Origin of the sequence: Sciscionella marina DSM 45152 (genome assembly GCF_000379465.1) — a bacterium.
In the GTDB taxonomy this organism is placed as follows: domain Bacteria; phylum Actinomycetota; class Actinomycetes; order Mycobacteriales; family Pseudonocardiaceae; genus Sciscionella; species Sciscionella marina.
The window spans coordinates 641,916-662,315 of the sequence record NZ_KB905381.1 but is presented as its reverse complement, the minus strand read 5'-3'; the positions used below and the strand labels follow the sequence as shown (position 1 = coordinate 662,315).

The following is a 20,400-nucleotide window of genomic DNA, read 5'->3' as shown; positions in this document are numbered from 1 at the left end:
TGGCCGCCGCTACTCCCCCGCGATGGCGGGGTCATCCCGAAGCACGGCGTAAAGCACCACGTCACGACGCATTCCGGCGCGCAGCTGGGCACCGCGCAGCACACCCTCGCGGCGCATCCCGATCCGCTCCAGGCAGCGCTGTTCGGCGAGGTTGTCCACATCGGTACTGGCTTCGACCCGGTACACGTCGGTATAGGCGAACAGGTACTCCAGGAGCAGCCGTTGCGCGGCGGTACCGACCCCGCGGCCACGCGCGTCAGGAGCGAGCACGATCCCGATGTTGTAGGCGAGGCAGGGATAGCTGGGCCCGTGCAGCATCGCCACCCAGCTGACCGCGCCGAGCGGTTCCCGCACGTCGTCGCGCCGGACGGTGAACGCTCCTCCCTCCGCGCCGACCGGAAGCGGGCGCGGATCGTTGTCCACGTCGAACAGGCCGTCACCGACCGCCCGCAGATACCCACGATCCTCGTCGGTGTACTCGGTGAACCGCAGCCCGTACCCCTCGATGGCTGCGGTGGTCAACCACGGACCGCCAGACCGACCTTCTGGAACTCCTTGAGGTCGGAGTACCCGGTCTTGGCCATGGCCCTGCGCAGGGCGCCGAACAGGTTGGAGTCCCCGCTCGGATCCGTGGTCGGCCCGTAGAGCAGCTGCTCGAGCGGGGCGAGCCGGTCCGTCCGGCACACCCCGCTGCGCGGCATGGACGGGTGCGCGGCGGACGGGGTCCAGTACCACCCGCTCGCGGGCGCCTCATCCGCCGCGGCGAGCTGCGCGCCGAGCATGACCGCGTCGGCGCCGCAGGCGATGGCCTTGGCGATGTCCCCGCTGCTGTCCATGGAACCGTCCGCGAGCACGTGCACGTAGCGCCCGCCGGTCTCGTCGAGGTAGTCCCGGCGCGCCGCGGCGGCCTCGGCGACGGCGGTGGCCATCGGGATACCGATGCCGAGCACGTCTCCGGTCGTGGTGACCCCGGTGAGCTCGCCGTAGCCGACGATCACCCCGGCGGCCCCGGTCCGCATCAGGTGCATAGCGGTGCGGTAGTCGCTGACCCCGCCCGCGATCACCGGGACATCGAGGTCACCGATGAAGTCCTTGAGGTTGAGCGGCTGGCGCCCGGCGGAGACGTGTTCCGCGGAGACGATGGTGCCCTGCACGACGAGCAGCTCGACCCCGGCGGCGAGCAGCATCGGGGTGACCTCAGCGGCGTGCTGCGGGGAGACCCGGGCGGCCACGGTGACCCCCGCCTCGCGCACCGTGCGCACGGCCTCGGTCAGCAGATTCTCCTGGATCGGGGCGGCGTGCAGCTCCTGGAGCAGCCCGACGGCCTTGGCTGGGTCCTCGGTGGCGGCCTCCGCCAGCCGCGCGATGGCCTTCTCCGGCTCCGCGTGCCGCGCCCAGATGCCTTCGGCGTTGAGCACGCCGAGCCCGCCGAGCCGGCCGATGCGGATCGCCGTCTCCGGGGACACCGTGGCATCGGTGGGGTGCGTGACCAGTGGGATGTCGAAGCGGTAGGCATCGATCTGCCACGCCGTCGACACATCCCGCGAGGAGCGGGTGCGCCGCGAGGGCACGATGTCGAGGTCGTAGAACTCGTACGCGCGGGTCGCGGTGCGGCCCGCGCCGATTTCCACTTGATCCCGCATGCGGGCTGTCCTTTCGTCATTGGCCGGCCCGGATCTTGCCAACCGGCGGCCCCGCGGCAGTGTACGCGCCCAGCCGGGCTCAGCCGCGCGAGTAGTTGGGCGCTTCCACGGTCATGGACACATCGTGCGGGTGCGACTCCTTCAGCCCCGCCGCGGTGATCCGCACCAGCTTCGCCTGCTGCAACGCGGCGATGGTGTCCGAACCGGTGTAGCCCATGCCCGAGCGCAGCCCGCCGACGAGCTGGTGCACCACCTGGGCGAGCGGCCCGCGGAACGGGGTGCGGCCCTCGATGCCCTCGGGGACCAATTTGTCCTCGGAGAGCACGTCGTCCTGGAAGTAGCGGTCCTTGGAGTAGGACTTGCCCTGGCCCCTGCCCTGCATCGCGCCGAGCGAGCCCATCCCCCGGTAGGTCTTGTACTGCTTGCCGTTGTGCAGGATCAGCTCACCAGGGGATTCCTCAGTGCCCGCGAGCAGGCTGCCGAGCATCACCGAGGAGGCCCCGGCCACGATGGCCTTGGCGATGTCCCCGGAGAACTGGATGCCACCGTCGGCGATCACCGGGACATCCGCGGCCGCGCAGACCTGGTTCGCCTCGTAGATGGCGCTGATCTGCGGCACCCCGACCCCGGAGACGACCCGGGTGGTGCAGATGGAGCCCGGTCCGACGCCGACCTTCACCCCGTCCGCGCCCGCGGCGACCAGTGCCGCGGCCCCGGCCCGGGTGCCGACGTTGCCGCCGACGATGTCCACGCTGTCCCCGAACTCGTGCTTGAGCTTGGCCACCATGTCGCACACCGCCCGCGAGTGCCCGTGCGCGGTGTCCACGACCAGCACGTCCGCCCCGGCGTCCATCAGCGCCATCGCCCGCGAGTGGGCGTCCGCGCCGACCCCGACCGCGGCGCCGCACAGCAGCCTGCCGTCCGGGTCCTTGGTCGCGTTCGGGTACTGCTCGGTCTTGACGAAGTCCTTGACGGTGATCAGCCCGCGGATCTTGTTGTCCCCGTCGACGATCGGCAGCTTCTCCACCTTGTGCCTGCGCAGCAGCCCGAGCGCCACGTCGGCGGTCACCCCGACCTGCGCGGTGACCAGCGGGGCCCTGGTCATCACCTCGGCGACCGGCCGGGTGTAGTCCACCTCGAAGCGCATGTCCCGGTTGGTGACGATGCCGACCAGGGTGCCGTCCGGATCGGTGACCGGGAGCCCGGAGATGCGGTACTGGGCGCAGAGCGCGTCGACCTCGGCCAGGGTCTGGGTCGGCGAGCAGGTGACCGGATCGGTGACCATGCCCGCCTCGGAGCGCTTCACCGTCTCCACCTGGCGGGCCTGTTCCTCGGCGGCCAGGTTGCGCTGCAGGATGCCGATCCCGCCGAGCCGCGCCATCGCGATGGCCATCCGCCCCTCGGTCACCGTGTCCATCGCCGCGGAGGCGATCGGCACACCGAGCCGGACGTTGCGGGAGAACCGGGTCGAGGTGTCGGCCTGACTCGGGATGAGGTCCGATTCGTCCGGGAGCAGCAGCACGTCGTCGAAAGTGAGCCCGAGCATGGCGAACTTCGCGCTCGGATCGTTCGCGACGAGGGCCGATCCCGGCTCCTCGACACCCGTCGGTGCGGTGTTGACGTTCGACGCCACGTGGGTCATGACCGGTGTGCCCGCCTTCGGAGTAGTCACGGTGTCTGCGGTGGTTCCCATCGTATTCGACCCGGCTCACCGAAAACCGGACGGCGTGTCATTGGCAACTCGGTGCGGGCACGCCTCGGGTCACCGAGTACCGTGAACCTCGTGCCGTATGATGCGATGCCCCCTGACCCGTTCTCCGACGATCCCGAGGATCCGGCGAACGAACTCGGTGCCGTGGACCACGGTGAGGAGCGGACCGAGCCGCTATCCGAGACCGAGCGGGCCGAACTGCTCGAGGATCTCGCCGATCTGACCGTGTACCAGGCGCTGCTCGAACCGCGCGGAGTGCGGGGCATCGTGGTCGACTGCGGTGACTGTGCCGAACCGCACTACCACGACTGGGAGCTGCTGCGGGCCAGCCTGGAACAGTTCCTCGAGGCCGGGCAGATGCGCCCGCACGAGCCGGCCTTCGATCCGGACCCGGTGCACTACGTGACCTGGGACTACTGTCGCGGATTCGCGGACGCGGTGCGCACCGTCCCGGAGAATTCGGACGCGCACTGAGCCGCGCCACTCCCTGACGAAACTCCCTGACGAACGAGAAGGGCCCGGACCAGCCGCATGGCTGTCCGGGCCCTTCTTGACGTGGTGTCTCAGGTCGCCGGGGCGGCGGGTTCCTGCGCGGTCCGCCCGCCCTCGGTCGCCCCGCTCGGCGAGTGGTCGTCCGGGCTGCTCGGATTGTGCCCGCCACCACTCGAGTTCGGCGTGGTCGTGGTCGGTGGCGGGGTGGTGGTCTCCGACGGCTTGGTGCTCGTGCTGTCCGGCGGCGTGGTCGGCCGATCCGGATTGCTCGTGCTCTGCGCGGGGTTCGACGCGCTGGTCGGTTTGCCGGTCTGCCCGTTGCTCGGCGGTCCCTGTGGCGGCCGCGCCGGGGAACCGTTCCCGTTCGGCTTGTTCGTCTGCGCGCCGTCGAGCTGATCGGACAGCTGTTCACGACTGTCCGAGAGCTGCTTGCGCCCGTCCTCGTCGCGCACATCCCGCAGCGAGTCGCCGACCTGGTTGAGCATCACGCGGCACCGGTCCGAGTTGCCGCTGTGCAGCGCCACCTTGGCCTGGGCGAGGTCCTTGCGCACGTTCGCGGCCGCTTCGACCGAGGTCGCGTGGTCGGAGTAGAGCACCTGGGTGACTCCCCACAGCGTGTCCCCCGGCATCGCGGAGCGAGCGGCGATCCCGACCACGGTGAACCCGATGAGCAACACCGCGGCCGCGCTGGTGAGCGGGACGAGGAAGCGGCGCTTGCGCCGGCCTCTTCCGGTGAGCTCCTCGTTCGCCTCGGTGACCACGCGGGCGGCGGTCTCGGTGTCGACGAGTTCACCGATCGGTTCCGCGTCGACCTCCCGCCGCCAGGCGAGCAGCAGCGCGTCCACCCGGTGCCGGGACATCGGCCCGGACAACTCCGAGTCACCGCTGCCGAGCGCGTCCAGCAGTGCGTCGTCGGCCTGCAGCGCGGAGAGGTCGACCGTGGATCCGGCCTCGTCCGCGCCCGTCATGCCGGTGCGATCGGCGGCTCTCGGGTCCGGTTCGGGGTCTCTTCGCCCGCTGTTGTCCCTGCGTTTCACCATCAGGCGACCTCCTCCGCAGCGACGAGCTTGCGCAACCGCGCAAGCGCCCTGTGTTGTGCCACGCGCACGGCACCGGGCGTCGACCCGACCGCATCCGCGGTCTCCTCGGCGGAAAGCCCAACCACCACGCGCAACACGACGATCTCCCGTTGCTTGTCCGGAAGGGCGGCCAGGAGCTCACCCATCCTCGCGGACAGCTCTTCGGCGAGTACCGCCGCCTCCGGCTGCCCGATGTCCGTTTCCTGTTCGTCCGGTACGTCTTCTACCGGATCGGCGCGGTTGCGCGCTACGGATCGATGGGCATCGGCCACCTTGTGAGCGGCGATGCCGTAGACGAAGGCAAGAAAGGGCCGCCCCTGGTCCTGATAGCTCGGCAAGGCCTTCAGCACCGCGAGGCACACCTCCTGTGCCACGTCGTCCGCGGACACGAACGACCGTTCGGAACGGCCGACCCGCGCCCGGCAATAGCGCACGACCAGGGGACGAATCGTCGCCAACAGACGCTCGAGCGCCGCCTTGTCGCCGCCGATGGCAGCGCCGACGACCGAGTCGAGTTCGTCCCCCGCGGTGGTCATCGCTGATTACTGTCCCGGTGTTACCGAATGAGCCCTGACATGTGCCGGTGCGAACGATCGACAATTTGCACCGGCCTCACGCCACCGTACCCGCTCACGCTGGGTACACGGCGCCTCAACGCCGATTTTGTGGCGTTGTCGGCGCTGGGGCAACCAGGGAGCGGGTACGGGCGTCTGTCGAGTCAGGCCACCAGACCACGCCGGAATCCGTGTGCGACGGCCTGTGCACGGTCTTTGACGCCGAGCTTGCGGAACAGCCTGCGGGCGTGGGTCTTCACGGTGTCCTCGGAAAGGAACAGTTCCCTGCCGATCTGGCCGTTGCTCTTGCCCTGGCTCATGCCGCGGAGCACCTGGAGCTCACGGTCGGTGAGCGCGACGCCCGGATCGGACTGCTGGCGCTGCGTCGGCACCGGCGCGGAGGACAGGGTGTGCGCGAGCGCGGCGACCAGTTCCGGGCGCGAGGCGTCCCAGCGCAGGTAGCCACGGGCGCCACCGGCAATGGCGGCGGCGATGCTGCTCGCGTCGTCCGGCGCGCCGAACACGATGACGTTCGCCTGCGGGCTCGCGGACACGAGCCGACGGGTGGCCTCGACCCCGGTCGGCACCGCCCGCTGCGTGCCGACGAGCACGACGTCCACGGGCTGCCGCGAGAACCGGGTCAACAGTTCATCACCGTGCGCGACGCAATCGATACGACTCACCCCGGGTACCGCGGACATGACTCGCGTGAGTCCCTCGCGCACGCTACGTCGATCGTCGCAGATGAGGACCGTTGTCACGGGTGCTCCTTCCAACTGGCTTACCCGAACCCGCACGCGAGGCCTACCGACCGGTACGCCAGATCGCTTGCTAGTTCAAGCATCAAGTGAGTGACCTTCCTACTCCCCCTATCGGCCATCCGAGTCCGCACCTTGACACGATCTGGTTCTTTATCCTTCAAGTAACAGAACTAAGTTCCTGAGCTGTGGAAGTCACCTGCTTGGAGCAGCGCGTTCGGCATCCAGGGGGATCGCCTGACCATACGCCTCCCCGCCGCGTCGGTAGCGGAGACAACGCTGGTCAGTGCCTCCCGCGCGAGTTCGATCGCGCGATCGGCAAGCGGTGAGGGGACCGATTCGGCCGTACCGCTGAGTAGCAAGGCAATAGGCCAAACAAGGGACACGATGCCCCGATCAAGCGATGCGCGGAGCACCGCCTCCGCAAGCCTGGCTCCGCGAAGCAGACCACCCTCGGTTTTTTGCATCGACGAACATACGGCCAATTGCATGGCGGATTTGACGGCATGTCGCCCGGATGGCGCCGAGCAGGCATACTCATGCGTTTCCTCCGCCACCACGAGGGCATCCCCCGCGCGATCGCAGGCGAGCAGCCATTCGGTCCGCACCCATCCGTACCGGATACGTGATCGCCAACCGCTCAGTGGGACGTAGTCGTGCACATACCGTAGCAGTTCATCGCATCGCCCCAAACGGCCGCTGCCGATCGCATCAGCGGCCAAGCCGATCAGCGCATCCGCACGCGCACCGTCGGTGTCCGGCTCTGCTGCTGGCGCCAGCAAGCGCAACGCCGAGGCGTCCGCGCGATACCCGTCCGCGTGGCCGCCGATCTGGCGCCGGTGCGAGGCGAGCGTACTCGCGGCGAGCGAGGCGGAGACCGGATCGGCGTGCGCCACCTCGCCCCGGGTCAGTGGTTCGAGCACGCACCGCGCCGCCGCGTACCGTCCCGCGGCGCCGAGCGCGACCCCTTGGCACCACGCCTCACGCGGCCCGTCCGGGACCCCGCTCGCGAGCGAGCACACTCCGAGTGTGTGTGGGGCACCGAAGGCGAGCGCGCGATAGCGGCCAACCGGGTCGTCGCACACTGTGTCGGTATGCATCGTGCTTGTCATAATCGCTGGCCCACCCGCTGGAGTGACGACTCTTGCCCCTCGAGGTCATACGCCATACGGTGATCAACATTACGCCAAATGGAGTCAAACTCGCCGTTTCAGGAGGCGGTGGAGATGTCCGATACGCGTAGGCTCCCAGGGCCGAACGCCGAAGTATGGGAATGGCAAATGTACGGCGCGTGCCGGGGGATGGAGAGTGCGACCTTCTTCCACCCCGACGGTGAACGTGGTCCGGCCCGAGCCCGAAGGGAGCAACTGGCCAAGCAGGTGTGCGCACACTGCCCCGTGCTCGAACTGTGCAGAACACACGCACTGCGCTCACGCGAACCGTACGGCGTGTGGGGCGGAATGTCGGAATCCGAGCGGGAGAGCGTGTTGCGCACCAAGGGCAAACGACTGGCCGCGGTCTAGCGGGAACCGATCACGCGCCCCGTCCGTCAGAGGACCACCGAGGGCAGGGAGGCAACTGGCCCGGGACATCAGGAGATGTCCCGGGCCAGTCTGTTGTCCGGCAGCCCGCGGAGCTTGTTCAGCCCACGCGCGCGAATTCCGGTCAGTGTCCGTGGCCGTGCCCGTGACCGGCCGCGTCCTGCTCTTCCTCCTCCGGCTTCTCCACGATGGAGCTCTCTGTGGTGAGCACCATCCTGGCGATGGAGGCCGCGTTGGTCACCGCGGAACGGGTCACCTTGACCGGATCCACGACGCCCTGCGCGATCAGATCGCCGTACTCGTGGGTGCCGGCGTTGAAGCCGGAGCCCCACGCGGCCTCGGCGACCCTGGTCACCACGACGGCGCCCTCGTCACCGGCATTGCTGGAGATCCAGTACAGCGGGGCGCTCAGCGCGTCGGCGACGATCTTGACGCCGGTCGCCTCGTCACCGCTGAGGCCGAGGCCGTCCTTGAGCACCTTCGCCGCGTGGATCAGCGAGGAACCGCCGCCGGGCACGATGCCCTCCTCGACGGCCGCCTTGGTGGCTGCCACCGCGTCCTCGATGCGGTGCTTGCGCTCCTTGAGCTCGGTCTCGGTGGCCGCGCCGACCCGGACGACCGCGATGCCGCCGGCCAGCTTGGCCAGCCGCTCCTGGAGCTTCTCGCGGTCCCAGTCGGAGTCGCTGGCCTCGATCTCCTTGCGGATGAGACCGACCCGGTCGGTGATCGCGCCCTTGCTGCCGCCACCGTCCACGAGGGTGGTGGTGTCCTTGGTGATCACCGCGCGGCGCACGGTGCCGAGCACCTCGATGCCCGCCTCGGACAGCTTGGTGCCGACCTCCTCGGCGATGACCTGGCCGCCGGTGACGGTGGCGAGGTCGTCCATGAAGGCCTTGCGCCGGTCACCGAAGTACGGTGCCTTCACCGCGACCGCCTTGATCGTCTTCCGCAGCGAGTTCACCACCAGGGTGGAAAGCGCCTCGCCCTCGACGTCCTCGGCGATGATCAGCAGCGGCTTGCTCGCCTGCATGACCTGCTCGAGCAGCGGGAGCAGATCGTTGAGCGAGGAGATCTTCTCCCGGTGCAGCAGGACGAAGGCGTCCTCGAGAACCGCTTCCTGCGCCTCCTCGTCGGTGGCGAAGTAGCTGGAGAGGTAGCCCTTGTCGAACTGCACGCCCTCGGTGACGTCGAGTTCGGTGGCCATCGTCGAGGACTCCTCGACGGTGATCACGCCGTCCTCGCCGACCCGCTCGAGGGCTTCGCCGAGCAGCGCGCCGATCGACTCGTCACGGGAGACGACGGTGCCGACCTGGGTGACGTTGTCCCGCCCCTTGACCGGGGTGGCCTTGTTCTTGAGCTCCTCGACGACCGCCGCGGCCGCCGCGGCGATGCCCGTGCCGAGCTGGCTCGGGTTCGCCCCGGCCGCGACGTTGCGCAGGCCGTGCTTCACCAGCGACTGGGCGAGCACGGTCGCGGTCGTGGTGCCGTCACCGGCGACGTCGTTGGTCTTGGTCGCGACGTTTTTGGCGAGCTGGGCACCGAGGTTCTCGAACGGGTCGTCCAGCTCGACCTCGCGCGCGACGGTCACGCCGTCGAGGGTGATGGTCGGGCCGCCGAACTTCTTGTCGAGCACCACATGGCGGCCCCGCGGGCCGAGCGTGACCTTGACCGTGTCGGCCAGCTGGTTCACGCCGCGCTCGAGCGACCGACGAGCGTCGTCGTCGAAGCTGAGTTGCTTTGGCATGCTTTGCCTTTCTCAGGAGTGTGGAACGCAGGAGCCCCGGCGACCCCGGAGTGGGGCCACCGGGGCTCCTGTATTGCCTGTGACCGTGTGGTCAGTTGACCACGGCAAGCACGTCGCGCGCGGAGAGGATGAGGTACTCCTCGCCGTTGTACTTGACCTCGGTCCCGCCGTACTTCGAGTAGATGACGACGTCGCCCTCGTTGACGTCGACGGGAACCCGGTTCCCCTTTTCGTCGACGCGGCCGGGGCCGACGGCGAGGACCTTGCCCTCCTGGGGCTTCTCCTTCGCCGTGTCCGGGATGACGAGACCGGACGCGGTCGTCGCCTCGGCTTCGCTCGCCTGGACAACGATCTTGTCCTCGAGCGGTTTGATGTTCACGCTCACCGCTAGGACCTCCATGGGTCGAATGAAAGCGTTGGGTAGGTACAAGTTAATGTGGTCCGGGACACGTGTTCCCGAGCCACGAGTGACGGCTCGCACCACCCCGTCGTCGCGGGTGCCGAGGCGGCTTGCTCCGTTCGTTTAGCACTCTACCCGCCCGAGTGCTAAACCTTCAAGCGGCTTCGTTTCTCCTCCGATGCTGTCCGGTTGTTCACCGCGCGATCACTTCCACGCCGGACCGCCGACACCTTCCCTCGTTTGGGTTGTTCGCGAAGAAACTCCCGAACCATCCCGAGGTGAACCGCCATGACCACCACCCGCCGCGCCCTGCTGCGCGGGGCCGCGCTGACCGCGGCCGCCTCCGCCGTCGCCGCCGTTCCCGCGAGTGCCCAGTCCCCGGTGCGCCCGCGGACCCGGGCCGGTGACCCATTCACCCTCGGCGTGGCCTCCGGGGAGCCGGACGCGCACAGCGTGGTGCTCTGGACCAGGTTCGCGCAGGATCCGCTCGCCGAGGACGGGTTCGGGGGTATGCCCGCGAAGGCCACCGATGTGGACTGGGAACTGGCCGAGGACGAGCGGTTCACCAAGATCGTGCGCCGTGGGACCGCGAAAGCCGAGCCCGCGTCCGGGCACTCGGTGCACGTCGAGGCGAGCGGACTCAAACCGGGAGCCGAGTACTTCTACCGGTTCCGCGCGAACGGGCACCTCTCCCCGCACGGGCGCACCCGCACCGCGCCCGCGGCCGGGGTACTGAGCACTCCGCTGCTGCTGTGCTTCGCCTCCTGCGCGCACTATGAGTACGGCTACTACACCGCCTATCGTCACCTGGCCGCCGAGGAACCCGATCTGGTCGCGTTCCTCGGCGACTACCAGTACGAGAACGGCGGCTCGAGCAACAAGGTGCGCAAGCACGCCGGACCGGAGACGGTCTCGCTGGCCAACTACCGGCAGCGGTACGCCCAGTACAAGGCGGACGCGGATCTGCAGGCCGCGCACGCGATCGCGCCGTGGACCCCGGTCTTCGACGACCACGAGGTGGAGAACAACTGGGCGGGGGAAGTGCCCGAGGAGTCCGATCACGCCTCCCGCAAGGAATTCCTCGCCCGGAGGGCGCGGGCTTTCCAGGCCTACTACGAAAACATGCCGCTGCGGTCGGCCCAGCGCCCGGACGGTTCGGCGATCCAGCTCTACCGGGAGCGCGGCTGGGGCGGGCTGGTGAACCTGCACATGCTCGACACCCGGCAGTTCCGGGATGACCAGCTCTCCGGGGACGGGATCAAGTACGACCCGCACCGCACGGAAACGCAGCGCACGATCATGGGCGCGGACCAGGAGCGCTGGCTCGGCGACCGGCTGCGGTCCTCGACCGCGCGCTGGGATGTACTCGGCCAGCAGGTTTTCTTCTCCCAGCTGGATTTCACTCCGGGCGCGGGCGAGACGAACAACATGGACGCCTGGGACGGTTACGCCGCGAACCGGGACCGGATCGTGGACGCCTGGGTCGCCGCCAAGACCCGCAATGTCGTCGTGCTCACCGGGGATGTGCACGCGAATTGGGCCGCGGACATCAAGAAGCGGTTCACCGAGCCGGAATCCCCTGTCGTGGGCACCGAACTGGTGACCACCTCGATCACCAGCAACGGGGATGGCTCGGACACCGACAAGGACACCGCGGCGATCCTGAAGGAGAACCCGCACGTGAAGTTCTACAACGGCCAGCGCGGTTATGTGCGGGCGAAGTTCACCCCGTCCGAGGTGCATGCCGACTACCGGGTGGTGCCCTATGTGAGCCGCACGGGCGCACCGGTCTCCACCCGGGCGAGCTTCACGATCGCCGACCGTGAGCCGGGACTGCACCGGAACTAGAGACTGATCAGTTCCACCGGCATGGCCGGGTCCGCGCCGAAATCCATCGCGGTCGGCGCGACCCCGGCGTGCACCAGCGCGGCACCGAGCGCGGCGATCATCGCGCCGTTGTCGGTGCACAGCCGGGGCCGGGGCACCCGCAGTTCGATCCCGGCCCCGGCGCACCGCTGGGCGGCCAGCCCGGAGATGCGGGAGTTCGCCGCGACCCCGCCGGAGATGAGCAGGGTCCCGATGCCGTATTCCCTGGCGGCGCGCACGGCTTTCATGGTCAGCACATCGGCGACGGCTTCTTGGAACGAGGCCGCGACGTCCGCGGCGGGAACGGTCTCCCCCGCCACCTCGGCGCGCTCCACCCACCGCGCGACGGCCGTCTTGAGCCCGGAGAAGGAGAAGTCGTGCCGGGCGTCCCGCGGTCCGGTCATGCCACGGGGAAAGGCGATCGCCTCCGGGTTCCCCTCCGCGGCGAGCTTGTCGATCGGCGGGCCACCCGGATACGGCAGTTCGAGCAGCCGCGCCACCTTGTCGTAGGCCTCCCCCGCCGCGTCGTCGATGGTGGAGCCGAGTTCGGTGATCTTGCCCGCGAGGTCCTCGACGAGCAGCAGCTGGGTGTGCCCGCCGGAGACGAGCAGGGCCAGGCACGGACTGGGCAAGGGGCCGTGCTGCAGCGTGTCCGCGGCGACGTGCCCGGCGAGGTGGTTCACCCCGTAACAGGGTTTGCCGAGCGCGAGCGCGTACGCCTTGGCCGCGCCGACCCCCACCATGAGCGCACCGGCGAGGCCGGGGCCCCTGGTGACCGCGAACGCGTCCACATCGGAGAGCGCGAGCCTCGATTCGGCGAGCGCGCGGTCCATGGTCGGGCGCATCGCCTCCAAGTGCGCACGGCTGGCGATCTCGGGGACCACCCCGCCGAACCGGGCGTGCTGCCCGACACTCGAGGCCACCTGGTCGGCGAGCAGGCGCACCGAACCGTCCGCGTCCAGCTCGGCGATGCCGACACCGGTCTCATCGCAGGAGCTCTCGATCCCGAGGATGATCATGACTTGTCCCTCATCATCGTGTACGCGTCCGCGCCCGAGGGCTGGTAGTAGCCCTTGCGCCGATCGAGTATCCGGAACCCGCGCCGCTCGTAGAGCCGCTGTGCCGCCTCGTTGTCGGTGCGCACCTCGAGGAACACCGCAGCCGAGTGCGCGTCCGCGTGCGCGAGCAGCGCGTCCAGCAGCAGCGCGCCGATTCCCTTGCCCTGCGCGGATTCCGTGACCGCGATGGTGTGTACCTCGGCCTCCAGGTCGCCGGGCCTGCCGAGCAGCGCGAGCCCGCCGTAGCCGAGCAGTTCCCCGGAACCGGTGTAGGCACCGAGGTAGTGGTGCCCCGCGTCGAGTTCGGCCCGGAAGGCCCGCGCGCTCCACGGATCGTCCCCGGCGAACAATTCGCGTTCCAGTTCCGCGCACCGGTCCGCGTCGGTGTGCCGCAACGGGGCGAGCGTGACATCGCCCGCCGCCTGTTCGATGCCGTCGGGGATCACCGGCTCACCCGTTTCCGTCCGGCCGGCTCTTTCGCATCCGGGCGGCGCAGATACAGCGGGGTGAGCGCGGCGGGTTCGGTGTTCGCGCGCACCGCGGATTCGGCGGCACGGACCAGGCCGAGCGGATCGCAGGCGAGAACCTCGCCGTCGAGCACCCCGTCACCGAGGATCCGGGTGATGCCGTGCTCGGCGGCCACTGCGCGCACCGCGTCCGGGGCACCCACGTCCGGCCCGGCGACCCGCGCCCCGTCCACGCCGTAGACCGCCCAGTAGAGCTCCTTGCGCCGCGCGTCGGTGGCCGCCAGGAACGGGCCGGGACCGGCGAGCGCCGCGATCGCGTCCAGGGTGCACACCGGGTACACGGGGACGTCGAGCGCGTGCCCGAGCGCCGCCGCGGTGACCATGCCGACCCGGAGCCCGGTGAACGCGCCGGGGCCGATGCCACAGACGATCGCGGCGATCCCGGCGGGTGCCCGGCGCAGCAGGTTCTGCACCTCGGGCGCGAGCAGTTCGGCGTGCGCCCGGGTCCGGCTCGCGGTGCTGGCGGCCGTGACCCGTACCGCGTCCGTGGTCAGCTCGACGATCCCGGCCGTGACCACGGGGGTCGAGGTGTCGATTGCGAGGACGTGCACAATCGCCGAGGATACGTGGCTTGCCAACGCAGGCCCGCACGTGTTCAGTCTCGGGTCATGACGTTGTCTGATCTCGGCGCGGCCGGCAGCAGGCTCGCGCTGCGTTTCCCCGAACTGACCCTCGACTACGCCGGGCTCGCCGCCGCCTCCGGCGCGGTCGCCGAGGCCGTGGCGGGCAAGCGGCGGGTCGCGGTGTACGCGAGCGCGCGCCCGCACACCGCCATCGCGGTACTCGGCGCGACCGCGGCCGGGGTGCCCGTCGTCCCGCTCAACCCGAAACTCGGAGAACGCGAACTCGAACACATCCTCACCGACTCCGCGCCCGACCTGCTGCTGTGCGCCCCGGACGAGGGCGCCCACATCGCGCTCGACCGGCACGAGGTCGACCCGGCGGCGCGGGCCTCGTTCACCGAACCGGCGACGGATTCCGAGGACCCGCTGTTCATCGTGTACACCTCCGGCACGACGGGGGCACCCAAGGGCGTGGTCCAGCCGCGGCGTTCGCTCGAGGCGACCATTTCCGGGCTCGCCGATGCCTGGGCCTGGACCGCCGAGGACGTCGTCGTACACGGGCTCCCGCTGTTCCACGTGCACGGGCTGGTGCTCGGCACGCTCGGGCCGATTCTGCTCGGCGGGAGCGTGCACCATCTGGGGCGCTTCGAAGCCGAGGCGGCCGCCGATGCGCTCACCGCCTACCCGAGCACCATGCTGTTCGGCGTGCCGACCATGTACTCCCGCGTCGCGGAGGCCGTCGAGGCGGACACCGGGCTCGCCGGGCGGTTCGGCGCGGCCCGGCTGCTCGTCTCCGGTTCGGCTCCCCTTCCGGCGAGCGTGCACAAGCGGATCACCGCGGCCACCGGGCAGCAGATCATCGAGCGCTACGGGCTCACCGAGACCTTCATGAACACCAGCGTGCGCATCGACGCGGAACGCAGGCCGGGCACCGTGGGCGTGCCACTGGCCGGTGTGGACCTGCGGATCACCGATGACGCGGGCACCGAGATCGGCGAGCCCGGACTCGTCGGCGAGGTCGAGGTGCGCGGGCCCAATGTGTTCCGGGAATACCTCAACCGGGCCGATGCCACCGCGGAGGCCTTCCGGGACGGCTGGTTCCGCACCGGGGACATGGCCACCCGGGATCCGGACGGCTATCTGCGCCTTGTCGGGCGGCGCTCGACCGACCTGATCAAGTCCGGCGGCTACCGGATCGGCGCCGGCGAGATCGAGAACGCGCTGCTCGAACATCCCGGGGTCACCGAGGCCGCGGTGACCAGTGAACCGGACGAGGATCTCGGTGAGCGCATCATCGCCTGGATCGTCTCTTCGGCGAGCCCGGCGAGCGAGACCGAGCTGATCGAACACGTCGCGAGCATCCTGACCCCGCACAAGCGCCCGCGTGTCGTCCGGTTCCGGGAATCCTTGCCCCGCAACGATATGGGCAAGATCCTCAAGCGCTCACTCGGCTGATCGAGGCTGTCGCGGCCGGGGCCGTTCGGGTAGCGTCGGGCATCGCGGAATTTTCTTTGCAGAATTTTTTCTGCAAAAAGGACTCTGGAACATGGGGTTTCCCGGCGGTCCTTCATGGCCGGTGCGTCCTCCCGCGATACCGGGCCCCAGCCCGGCTGGCTCGCGGGCGCGGTGCTCTACCAGATCTATCCGCAGAGTTTCGCGGATTCGCATGGCGACGGCCCCGCGCTACGACACCAACGAGGATCCGGCGCAACTCGTGGCCGTCGCGAGGAAACACAGCATCCGGGTGCTCCTCGATCTGGTCGCCGGGCACACATCCGATCAGCATCCGTGGTTCCGAAACCCGCCGCGGGACCACACGGATCGCCGCTATAGCCGGGCGAGCCCGGAGCAGCTTCCCGGCGGGGAGCTCCGGAGGATTTCGCGGAAGGGCGCGTTCGGGAAGAATTCGCGCCCCAGCCCGCGATCAATGTCGGCTACGCGCGGCCCGAGAACGACGAACCGCGGCGGGAACCGGCCGACGCGGAGGGACCGAAATCGGGCTCGCCGGATTCCGCTGCGATATGGCCTTCGCACTCGTCGAGAACGATCCCGGATACGTCGAGACCGGCGGATTCACCCCCGATTTCCTGTTCCATTCCGGCGTCCCGGCGACGACGCGCCGTGGCAATCCCGGTGGAAACAGCACCCGCGAACTCGGCTAGATTTCGCTGCCGACCGCCGAACACGAGGAAGCCGACCGGCTGGACGATGAGGTGCGCACCCGCGCGGAGCTGCCCGCCGCCTTCGCTTTCCGGCTGGTCTGGCCGACCCATGCCCGTCACCTACCAGGGCAAGGAGATCGGCATGCGGATGCAGTCAACGCAACCGCGCCCGATGCCGTGGAACGCCGGGCGACACGCATCCGGCCTATCCGCGCAGGGAGACCGCACGGTCTCGGTTGCGCGATCCTGGACCTGAACGGCTGAGCGGATCCCGGTTCAACTCGCGAGCGCCTCCGCAACGAACCGGACCTCGGCGTCCATGGTGGCGCCGTCGCCGTGGCCCGCGCCGCCGTCGTGCCGGGCCATGGAATGCCGGAAACTCAGTGCCTGCGCCAGCAGCGCGGCGGCCGCGGCGATCCGTTCGGCCACGATCCGGTTCCTGCTCGACGCGGTGATCACCTCGCCGATCTGCGCGACCATCTTCCGGTACCGGGCCTGGAGCGCGTCCCGCACCACCTCATGGGTGTCGGCCTCACGCCAGAGCAGATGGGACAACAGCGAGGAACCGTCCAGACTCCGGTCCAGCCGGTCGACGAACCGGCACAGGCTCGTGCACACATCCCCGTCGACCACGATCTCGTCCAGCTCCACGTGTTCGCTCGGCAGTTTGTCGACCAGGGCGGTGAGCAGATCGGGTTTGCGATTGAAGTAATAGTGCACGAGCCCCTTGGGTACCTGTGCCTCGGTGGCGATCTTCGAGGTGGGGGTGGCATCGAAACCGCGGCGCGCGAACAGTTCCTGCGCGGCCGTGAGAATGCGTTCGCGGGTGGAGTCCTCGGTCTCGGCCATGGCAGTCATCCTTACTGACAGAAGTGGGGCCCACAACGGATGTTGTGGGCCCCAGATACCGGATCGGATCAGTGCTGGCCTGCGGCACGGTGCGCCGAGGAAGCCATCGGCAGGGCGAGCACCCCGGCGATGACGGTGACTCCGCCGAGCACCCACGCCCACCAGGACGTGGTGTACAGGTCCGTGGTGAAGCCGAGCACCCACGGCGAGATGAACAGCAGCGCACCGAGCACGATCTGAATGCCCTCACTGGCCAGTGCGCCCGGTTGAACGAGCGACCACAGACCGTCGATGGCAATCAGCGCACCGAGCACGATCATCGTCCACATCGCGGCCGTCGAGGTCGTCAGCCAAATCGGCGACAGCGCGGCGACCACACCGGCGGCGAGTTCGACCCAATCTTGCGGACGGCTCCATGACCTGGTTGTCATCGTGGCCATCTCGATCACCTCCTGTGTGAAGTACGATTCTGATCATTCTCTTGATTGGGCGCCCGGTCAAGATTTTGCGCCACCACTCGCAGTGACCTCCATCTCACCGTGCCCCTGAGCGATGCAGAAGGGGTAGCCAGCACGATTACCCGTCGGTAACGTCCCAGAGCAATCCACAATGTCCACGACAGTCCGTCCCCGGAGGCCCACTGCCATGGAGAAGATCCGCGACGCGATCCTCAACGACCGCCTTGCCGATGTCGCCGGCCTCGAGGTGCCGGAGAGCTACACCGCGGTGACGGTGCATGCCGACGAAACGGGAATGTTCGACGGGCTCGACACGCAGGACAAGGACCCGCGCCAGTCGCTGCACGTCGAGGAGGTCGCGACGCCGGAACTGGGTCCCGGCGAGGCGATCGTCGCGGTGATGGCCTCGGCGATCAACTACAACACGGTGTGGACCTCGATCTTCGAGCCGCTGCCCACCTTCGGGTTCCTGAACAAGCTGGGCAAGACCTCCCCGCTCGGCGCTCGCCACGACCTGCCCTACCACGTCGTGGGCTCCGACCTGTCCGGTGTCGTGCTGCGCACCGGCCCCGGGGTGCACGCCTGGCAGCCCGGCGACGAGGTGGTCGCGCACTGCCTGGATGTGCAGCTCGAGCACGCCGATGGGCACAATGACACGATGCTCGACCCGGAGCAGCGCATCTGGGGCTTCGAGACGAACTTCGGCGGGCTCGCGCACCTCGCGCTGGTCAAGTCCAACCAGCTGATGCCGAAGCCGAAACACCTCACCTGGGAGGAGGCCGCCTCGCCCGGCCTGGTGAACTCCACCGCCTACCGCCAGCTCGTCTCGCGCAACGGGGCGGACATGAAGCAGGGCGATGTGGTGCTGATCTGGGGCGCTTCCGGTGGCCTCGGCTCGTACGCCACCCAGTTCGCGCTCAACGGCGGCGCCACCCCGGTGTGCGTGGTGTCCAGCCCGGAGAAGGCGGAGATCTGCCGCTCCATGGGCGCCGAACTGATCATCGACCGCAACGCGGAGGGGTACCAGTTCTGGAAGGACGAGGAGAACCAGGACCCCAAGGAGTGGAAGCGGTTCGGCAAGAAGATCCGCGAACTCACCGGCGGTGAGGACGTGGACATCGTGTTCGAGCACCCGGGCCGGGAGACCTTCGGGGCCTCGGTGTACGCCACCCGCAAGGGCGGAACCATCGTGACCTGCGCGTCCACCAGCGGATACATGCACCAGTACGACAATCGGTACCTGTGGATGAACCTGAAGCGGATCATCGGCTCGCACTTCGCCAACTACCGCGAGGCCTGGGAGGCGAACCGGCTGATCGCCAAGGGCAAGGTCCACCCGACCCTGTCCCGGGTCTACCCGCTCGACCAGGTCGGGCAGGCCGCCTACGACGTGCAGCGCAACCTGCACCAGGGCAAGGTCGGCGTGCTGGCGCTGGCCCCCGAGGAAGGGCTCGGCGTCCGGGATCAGGAGCTGCGCGCCCGCCATCTGAACGAAATCAACCGGTTCAGGGGCGTCTGATCCCGGCTCGGTTACCCGGGTTGCCGGATTCGGGCGGTACCGTATTGCCCATGGGACTCTCCGACGGCGATCTCGTCCCCCTCGGGACCGGATTCGACATCGTGAAACGCGGGTACAGCCGTACCCAGGTCGAGGAGCACCTCGAACGACTCGACGGCGACCTGCGCCTGCTGGCCGCCGATCGGGACGCCGCGGTTTCCCAGGCGACCGAGCTCGCCCGTCAGCTCGAGTCGGCGCGCGCGGACCTGGACGAGAAGAGCCAGCAGATCGATCGGCTCTCGCTGCCGCCGACCACGCTGGAAGGGCTCTCCGAGCGGCTGCAGCGGATGCTGCGGCTCGCCCAGGACGAGGCCGCGGAGACCAGGGCCCGCGCCGAGGCCGAGGCGGGCCACATCCGGGGCCGGGCGGAGGCGGACGCGAACGCGTTGCGGGCCCGCTATGAGCAGCTGATCGGTGAGCTGGACAAGCGGCGCGCGGACATGGAGGCTGAGCACCGCGGCGTGCTCGGCAAGGCGAACGCCGAGGCCGAGCAGATCGTCAAGGACGCGGAGACCGCGCGGCAAAAGGCCGATACCGAGGCCGAGGCGGCCCGGGTCCAGGTCGAGGAGGACTTCGAGATCGCCATGGCCTCCCGGCGCACCGAGGCGATGCGCGAGCTCGCCGAGTCCGAGGCCACCTCGAAGGCGGAGTCGGAGCGCCGGGTGCGCGAGGCGGGCGAGGAAGCCGCGAGCATCCGCGCCAAGGTGAACGAAGAGGTCACCGCGCTGCGTGCGAAGGTCGCGGAGGAACAGCGGGTCAGCAAGGCCGACGCCACCCAGCGCATCACCGAAGCAAACGAAGAAGCCGCCACGATCCGCAACCAGGTCAACGAAGAGGTCACCGCGCTGCGTGCGAAGGTCGCGGAGGAACAGCGGGTCAGCAAGGCCGACGCCACCCAGCGCATCACCGAAGCAAACGAAGAAGCCGCCACGATCCGCAACCAGGTCAACGAGGAAGTCACCGCGCTGCGCGCCCAGGTCGCCGAGGAACAGCGCGCGGGCCAGGCCGAGGCCGAGCAGCGGCTGCGCGAGGCCGATCAGGAGTGCAAGCAGCGCCTGGACGAGGCCACCAGCGAGGCCCACCGCAGGGTGGACGAGGCCACGACGGAGGCGAACAGCCGGATCGACCAGGCCAACGAACGCGTCGACGTGCTGCGCTCGGTGCGGGCCAAGGTCGCCGAGCAGCTGGCCTCGGCGCGGGAGCTGCTCGCCAGCTCCACGCCGTCGCTCGAGGAACTGCCCGCCGAACGCGGCGCGGGCGAAGACCCGGAGTTCGCCGATTTCACCGGCGCCACCGAAGCCGAGCAGCCGGAGAACGAACAGCTCGCCGAGGACAGCCAGGAGACCCACGAGGCCGAGGTGGAGGATCTGGAGCACGACCGCCCGACCGAGAGCCTGCCCGCCCCCGGGCACCTCGGCCAGCGCGGCGCCTGAGTAC

General features: G+C 69.3%; 21 protein-coding genes and 1 pseudogene. 8 read left to right on the top strand and 14 right to left on the bottom strand.

Annotation, left to right across the window (positions count from 1 at the left end; translation table 11 throughout):
* Nucleotides 1-9: 9 nt before the first annotated feature.
* The 3 genes from A37U_RS48185 to guaB all read right to left on the bottom strand — a co-directional run bounded on the left by A37U_RS48185 (nucleotide 10) and on the right by guaB (nucleotide 3,189).
* On the bottom strand, nucleotides 10-522 hold the full coding sequence (locus A37U_RS48185) for a GNAT family N-acetyltransferase (RefSeq protein ID WP_020496321.1): 513 nt from the start codon (nucleotides 520-522) through the stop codon (nucleotides 10-12).
* A complete protein-coding gene (locus tag A37U_RS0109100; RefSeq protein WP_020496320.1) occupies nucleotides 519-1,643 on the bottom strand; it encodes a GuaB3 family IMP dehydrogenase-related protein in 1,125 nt (374 codons plus the stop codon). The genes A37U_RS48185 and A37U_RS0109100 overlap by 4 nt, the downstream gene beginning before the upstream one ends.
* A gap of 79 nt (nucleotides 1,644-1,722) precedes the next feature.
* Nucleotides 1,723-3,189, bottom strand: coding sequence for an IMP dehydrogenase (gene guaB, locus A37U_RS0109095; RefSeq protein ID WP_240437536.1), 1,467 nt, complete (start codon nucleotides 3,187-3,189; stop codon nucleotides 1,723-1,725).
* A gap of 228 nt (nucleotides 3,190-3,417) precedes the next feature.
* Between guaB and A37U_RS0109090 the strand changes: the two genes are divergently transcribed.
* Nucleotides 3,418-3,828, top strand: a complete 411-nt coding sequence (locus A37U_RS0109090) for a DUF5319 domain-containing protein (protein ID WP_020496318.1) — start codon at nucleotides 3,418-3,420, stop codon at nucleotides 3,826-3,828.
* 89 nt (nucleotides 3,829-3,917) lie between these two features.
* Here A37U_RS0109090 and A37U_RS42910 read toward each other — a convergent pair whose 3' ends face one another.
* From A37U_RS42910 to A37U_RS42905, 4 genes are all read right to left on the bottom strand, one after another.
* Nucleotides 3,918-4,886 (bottom strand): anti-sigma-D factor RsdA, encoded by a 969-nt coding sequence (locus tag A37U_RS42910; protein WP_020496317.1) that lies wholly within the window; start codon nucleotides 4,884-4,886, stop codon nucleotides 3,918-3,920.
* Nucleotides 4,886-5,461: a sigma-70 family RNA polymerase sigma factor gene (locus A37U_RS0109080; protein WP_020496316.1), complete on the bottom strand. Its 576-nt coding sequence runs from the start codon at nucleotides 5,459-5,461 to the stop codon at nucleotides 4,886-4,888. The genes A37U_RS42910 and A37U_RS0109080 overlap by 1 nt, the downstream gene beginning before the upstream one ends.
* A gap of 182 nt (nucleotides 5,462-5,643) precedes the next feature.
* A complete protein-coding gene (locus tag A37U_RS0109075) occupies nucleotides 5,644-6,240 on the bottom strand; it encodes a response regulator transcription factor (protein ID WP_026197018.1) in 597 nt (198 codons plus the stop codon).
* A gap of 170 nt (nucleotides 6,241-6,410) precedes the next feature.
* Nucleotides 6,411-7,337: a hypothetical protein gene (locus A37U_RS42905; RefSeq protein WP_051111590.1), complete on the bottom strand. Its 927-nt coding sequence runs from the start codon at nucleotides 7,335-7,337 to the stop codon at nucleotides 6,411-6,413.
* 126 nt (nucleotides 7,338-7,463) lie between these two features.
* Here A37U_RS42905 and A37U_RS0109065 point away from each other — a divergent pair, with 126 nt between their 5' ends.
* Nucleotides 7,464-7,760: a WhiB family transcriptional regulator gene (locus tag A37U_RS0109065; protein WP_026197017.1), complete on the top strand. Its 297-nt coding sequence runs from the start codon at nucleotides 7,464-7,466 to the stop codon at nucleotides 7,758-7,760.
* 142 nt (nucleotides 7,761-7,902) lie between these two features.
* Here A37U_RS0109065 and groL read toward each other — a convergent pair whose 3' ends face one another.
* Together groL and groES are read right to left on the bottom strand one after the other, a co-directional pair.
* The gene (gene groL / locus A37U_RS0109060; RefSeq protein ID WP_026197016.1) at nucleotides 7,903-9,522 is read right to left on the bottom strand and encodes a chaperonin GroEL; all 1,620 of its coding nucleotides are present in this window, start codon (nucleotides 9,520-9,522) and stop codon (nucleotides 7,903-7,905) included.
* A 91-nt stretch (nucleotides 9,523-9,613) separates the two neighbouring features.
* Nucleotides 9,614-9,922: a co-chaperone GroES gene (gene groES, locus A37U_RS0109055; protein ID WP_031465475.1), complete on the bottom strand. Its 309-nt coding sequence runs from the start codon at nucleotides 9,920-9,922 to the stop codon at nucleotides 9,614-9,616.
* 288 nt (nucleotides 9,923-10,210) lie between these two features.
* Between groES and A37U_RS0109050 the strand changes: the two genes are divergently transcribed.
* Nucleotides 10,211-11,770 (top strand): alkaline phosphatase D family protein, encoded by a 1,560-nt coding sequence (locus tag A37U_RS0109050; RefSeq protein WP_020496309.1) that lies wholly within the window; start codon nucleotides 10,211-10,213, stop codon nucleotides 11,768-11,770.
* Here the strand turns inward: A37U_RS0109050 and tsaD are convergent.
* The 3 genes from tsaD to tsaB are packed head-to-tail and all read right to left on the bottom strand — an operon-like array spanning nucleotide 11,767 to nucleotide 13,924.
* Nucleotides 11,767-12,807: a tRNA (adenosine(37)-N6)-threonylcarbamoyltransferase complex transferase subunit TsaD gene (tsaD, locus tag A37U_RS0109045; RefSeq protein WP_020496308.1), complete on the bottom strand. Its 1,041-nt coding sequence runs from the start codon at nucleotides 12,805-12,807 to the stop codon at nucleotides 11,767-11,769. The two genes, A37U_RS0109050 and tsaD, sit on opposite strands and share 4 nt — an antisense overlap.
* Nucleotides 12,804-13,292: a ribosomal protein S18-alanine N-acetyltransferase gene (rimI, locus tag A37U_RS0109040; RefSeq protein WP_020496307.1), complete on the bottom strand. Its 489-nt coding sequence runs from the start codon at nucleotides 13,290-13,292 to the stop codon at nucleotides 12,804-12,806. The genes tsaD and rimI overlap by 4 nt, the downstream gene beginning before the upstream one ends.
* Complete coding sequence (gene tsaB / locus A37U_RS0109035) at nucleotides 13,289-13,924, bottom strand: tRNA (adenosine(37)-N6)-threonylcarbamoyltransferase complex dimerization subunit type 1 TsaB (RefSeq protein WP_020496306.1); 636 nt, start codon at nucleotides 13,922-13,924, stop codon at nucleotides 13,289-13,291. The genes rimI and tsaB overlap by 4 nt, the downstream gene beginning before the upstream one ends.
* Before the next feature lie 57 nt (nucleotides 13,925-13,981).
* On the opposite strand from tsaB, the gene A37U_RS0109030 reads away from it, so the two are divergent.
* The 3 genes and pseudogenes from A37U_RS0109030 to A37U_RS53475 all read left to right on the top strand — a co-directional run bounded on the left by A37U_RS0109030 (nucleotide 13,982) and on the right by A37U_RS53475 (nucleotide 16,098).
* On the top strand, nucleotides 13,982-15,391 hold the full coding sequence (locus tag A37U_RS0109030) for an acyl-CoA synthetase (RefSeq protein ID WP_020496305.1): 1,410 nt from the start codon (nucleotides 13,982-13,984) through the stop codon (nucleotides 15,389-15,391).
* Between the two features lie 91 nt (nucleotides 15,392-15,482).
* Nucleotides 15,483-15,734, top strand: a pseudogene (locus tag A37U_RS54625) (alpha-amylase family glycosyl hydrolase); the annotation flags it as partial.
* Nucleotides 15,735-15,957: 223 nt separating this feature from the next.
* Nucleotides 15,958-16,098, top strand: coding sequence for a hypothetical protein (locus A37U_RS53475; protein ID WP_020496304.1), 141 nt, complete (start codon nucleotides 15,958-15,960; stop codon nucleotides 16,096-16,098).
* A 276-nt stretch (nucleotides 16,099-16,374) separates the two neighbouring features.
* Here the strand turns inward: A37U_RS53475 and A37U_RS0109020 are convergent, their stop codons facing one another.
* Together A37U_RS0109020 and A37U_RS0109015 are read right to left on the bottom strand one after the other, a co-directional pair.
* On the bottom strand, nucleotides 16,375-16,947 hold the full coding sequence (locus A37U_RS0109020) for a TetR/AcrR family transcriptional regulator (RefSeq protein WP_020496303.1): 573 nt from the start codon (nucleotides 16,945-16,947) through the stop codon (nucleotides 16,375-16,377).
* Nucleotides 16,948-17,015: 68 nt separating this feature from the next.
* On the bottom strand, nucleotides 17,016-17,387 hold the full coding sequence (locus A37U_RS0109015; protein ID WP_026197014.1) for an SPW repeat domain-containing protein: 372 nt from the start codon (nucleotides 17,385-17,387) through the stop codon (nucleotides 17,016-17,018).
* Nucleotides 17,388-17,592: 205 nt separating this feature from the next.
* Between A37U_RS0109015 and ccrA the strand changes: the two genes are divergently transcribed.
* Nucleotides 17,593-18,924: a crotonyl-CoA carboxylase/reductase gene (ccrA, locus tag A37U_RS0109010; protein ID WP_020496301.1), complete on the top strand. Its 1,332-nt coding sequence runs from the start codon at nucleotides 17,593-17,595 to the stop codon at nucleotides 18,922-18,924.
* Between the two features lie 50 nt (nucleotides 18,925-18,974).
* On the top strand, nucleotides 18,975-20,396 hold the full coding sequence (locus A37U_RS48180; RefSeq protein ID WP_020496300.1) for a coiled-coil domain-containing protein: 1,422 nt from the start codon (nucleotides 18,975-18,977) through the stop codon (nucleotides 20,394-20,396).
* Nucleotides 20,397-20,400: the final 4 nt, after the last annotated feature.

What these genes read in the sequence shown, in the direction of transcription:
- groES (WP_031465475.1), bottom strand. Translation starts at nt 9,922, where the DNA reads ATGGAGGTCCTAGCGGTGAGCGTGAACATCAAACCGCTCGAGGACAAG.
- tsaD (WP_020496308.1), bottom strand. Translation starts at nt 12,807, where the DNA reads ATGATCATCCTCGGGATCGAGAGCTCCTGCGATGAGACCGGTGTCGGC.
- A37U_RS0109080 (WP_020496316.1), bottom strand. Translation starts at nt 5,461, where the DNA reads ATGACCACCGCGGGGGACGAACTCGACTCGGTCGTCGGCGCTGCCATC.
- A37U_RS42910 (WP_020496317.1), bottom strand. Translation starts at nt 4,886, where the DNA reads ATGGTGAAACGCAGGGACAACAGCGGGCGAAGAGACCCCGAACCGGAC.
- guaB (WP_240437536.1), bottom strand. Translation starts at nt 3,189, where the DNA reads ATGCTCGGGCTCACTTTCGACGACGTGCTGCTGCTCCCGGACGAATCG.
- A37U_RS0109015 (WP_026197014.1), bottom strand. Translation starts at nt 17,387, where the DNA reads ATGGCCACGATGACAACCAGGTCATGGAGCCGTCCGCAAGATTGGGTC.
- A37U_RS0109065 (WP_026197017.1), top strand. Translation starts at nt 7,464, where the DNA reads ATGTCCGATACGCGTAGGCTCCCAGGGCCGAACGCCGAAGTATGGGAA.
- groL (WP_026197016.1), bottom strand. Translation starts at nt 9,522, where the DNA reads ATGCCAAAGCAACTCAGCTTCGACGACGACGCTCGTCGGTCGCTCGAG.
- A37U_RS0109020 (WP_020496303.1), bottom strand. Translation starts at nt 16,947, where the DNA reads ATGGCCGAGACCGAGGACTCCACCCGCGAACGCATTCTCACGGCCGCG.
- A37U_RS42905 (WP_051111590.1), bottom strand. Translation starts at nt 7,337, where the DNA reads ATGCATACCGACACAGTGTGCGACGACCCGGTTGGCCGCTATCGCGCG.
- A37U_RS53475 (WP_020496304.1), top strand. Translation starts at nt 15,958, where the DNA reads ATGGCCTTCGCACTCGTCGAGAACGATCCCGGATACGTCGAGACCGGC.
- A37U_RS0109100 (WP_020496320.1), bottom strand. Translation starts at nt 1,643, where the DNA reads ATGCGGGATCAAGTGGAAATCGGCGCGGGCCGCACCGCGACCCGCGCG.
- A37U_RS48180 (WP_020496300.1), top strand. Translation starts at nt 18,975, where the DNA reads ATGGGACTCTCCGACGGCGATCTCGTCCCCCTCGGGACCGGATTCGAC.
- ccrA (WP_020496301.1), top strand. Translation starts at nt 17,593, where the DNA reads ATGGAGAAGATCCGCGACGCGATCCTCAACGACCGCCTTGCCGATGTC.
- A37U_RS0109030 (WP_020496305.1), top strand. Translation starts at nt 13,982, where the DNA reads ATGACGTTGTCTGATCTCGGCGCGGCCGGCAGCAGGCTCGCGCTGCGT.
- A37U_RS0109050 (WP_020496309.1), top strand. Translation starts at nt 10,211, where the DNA reads ATGACCACCACCCGCCGCGCCCTGCTGCGCGGGGCCGCGCTGACCGCG.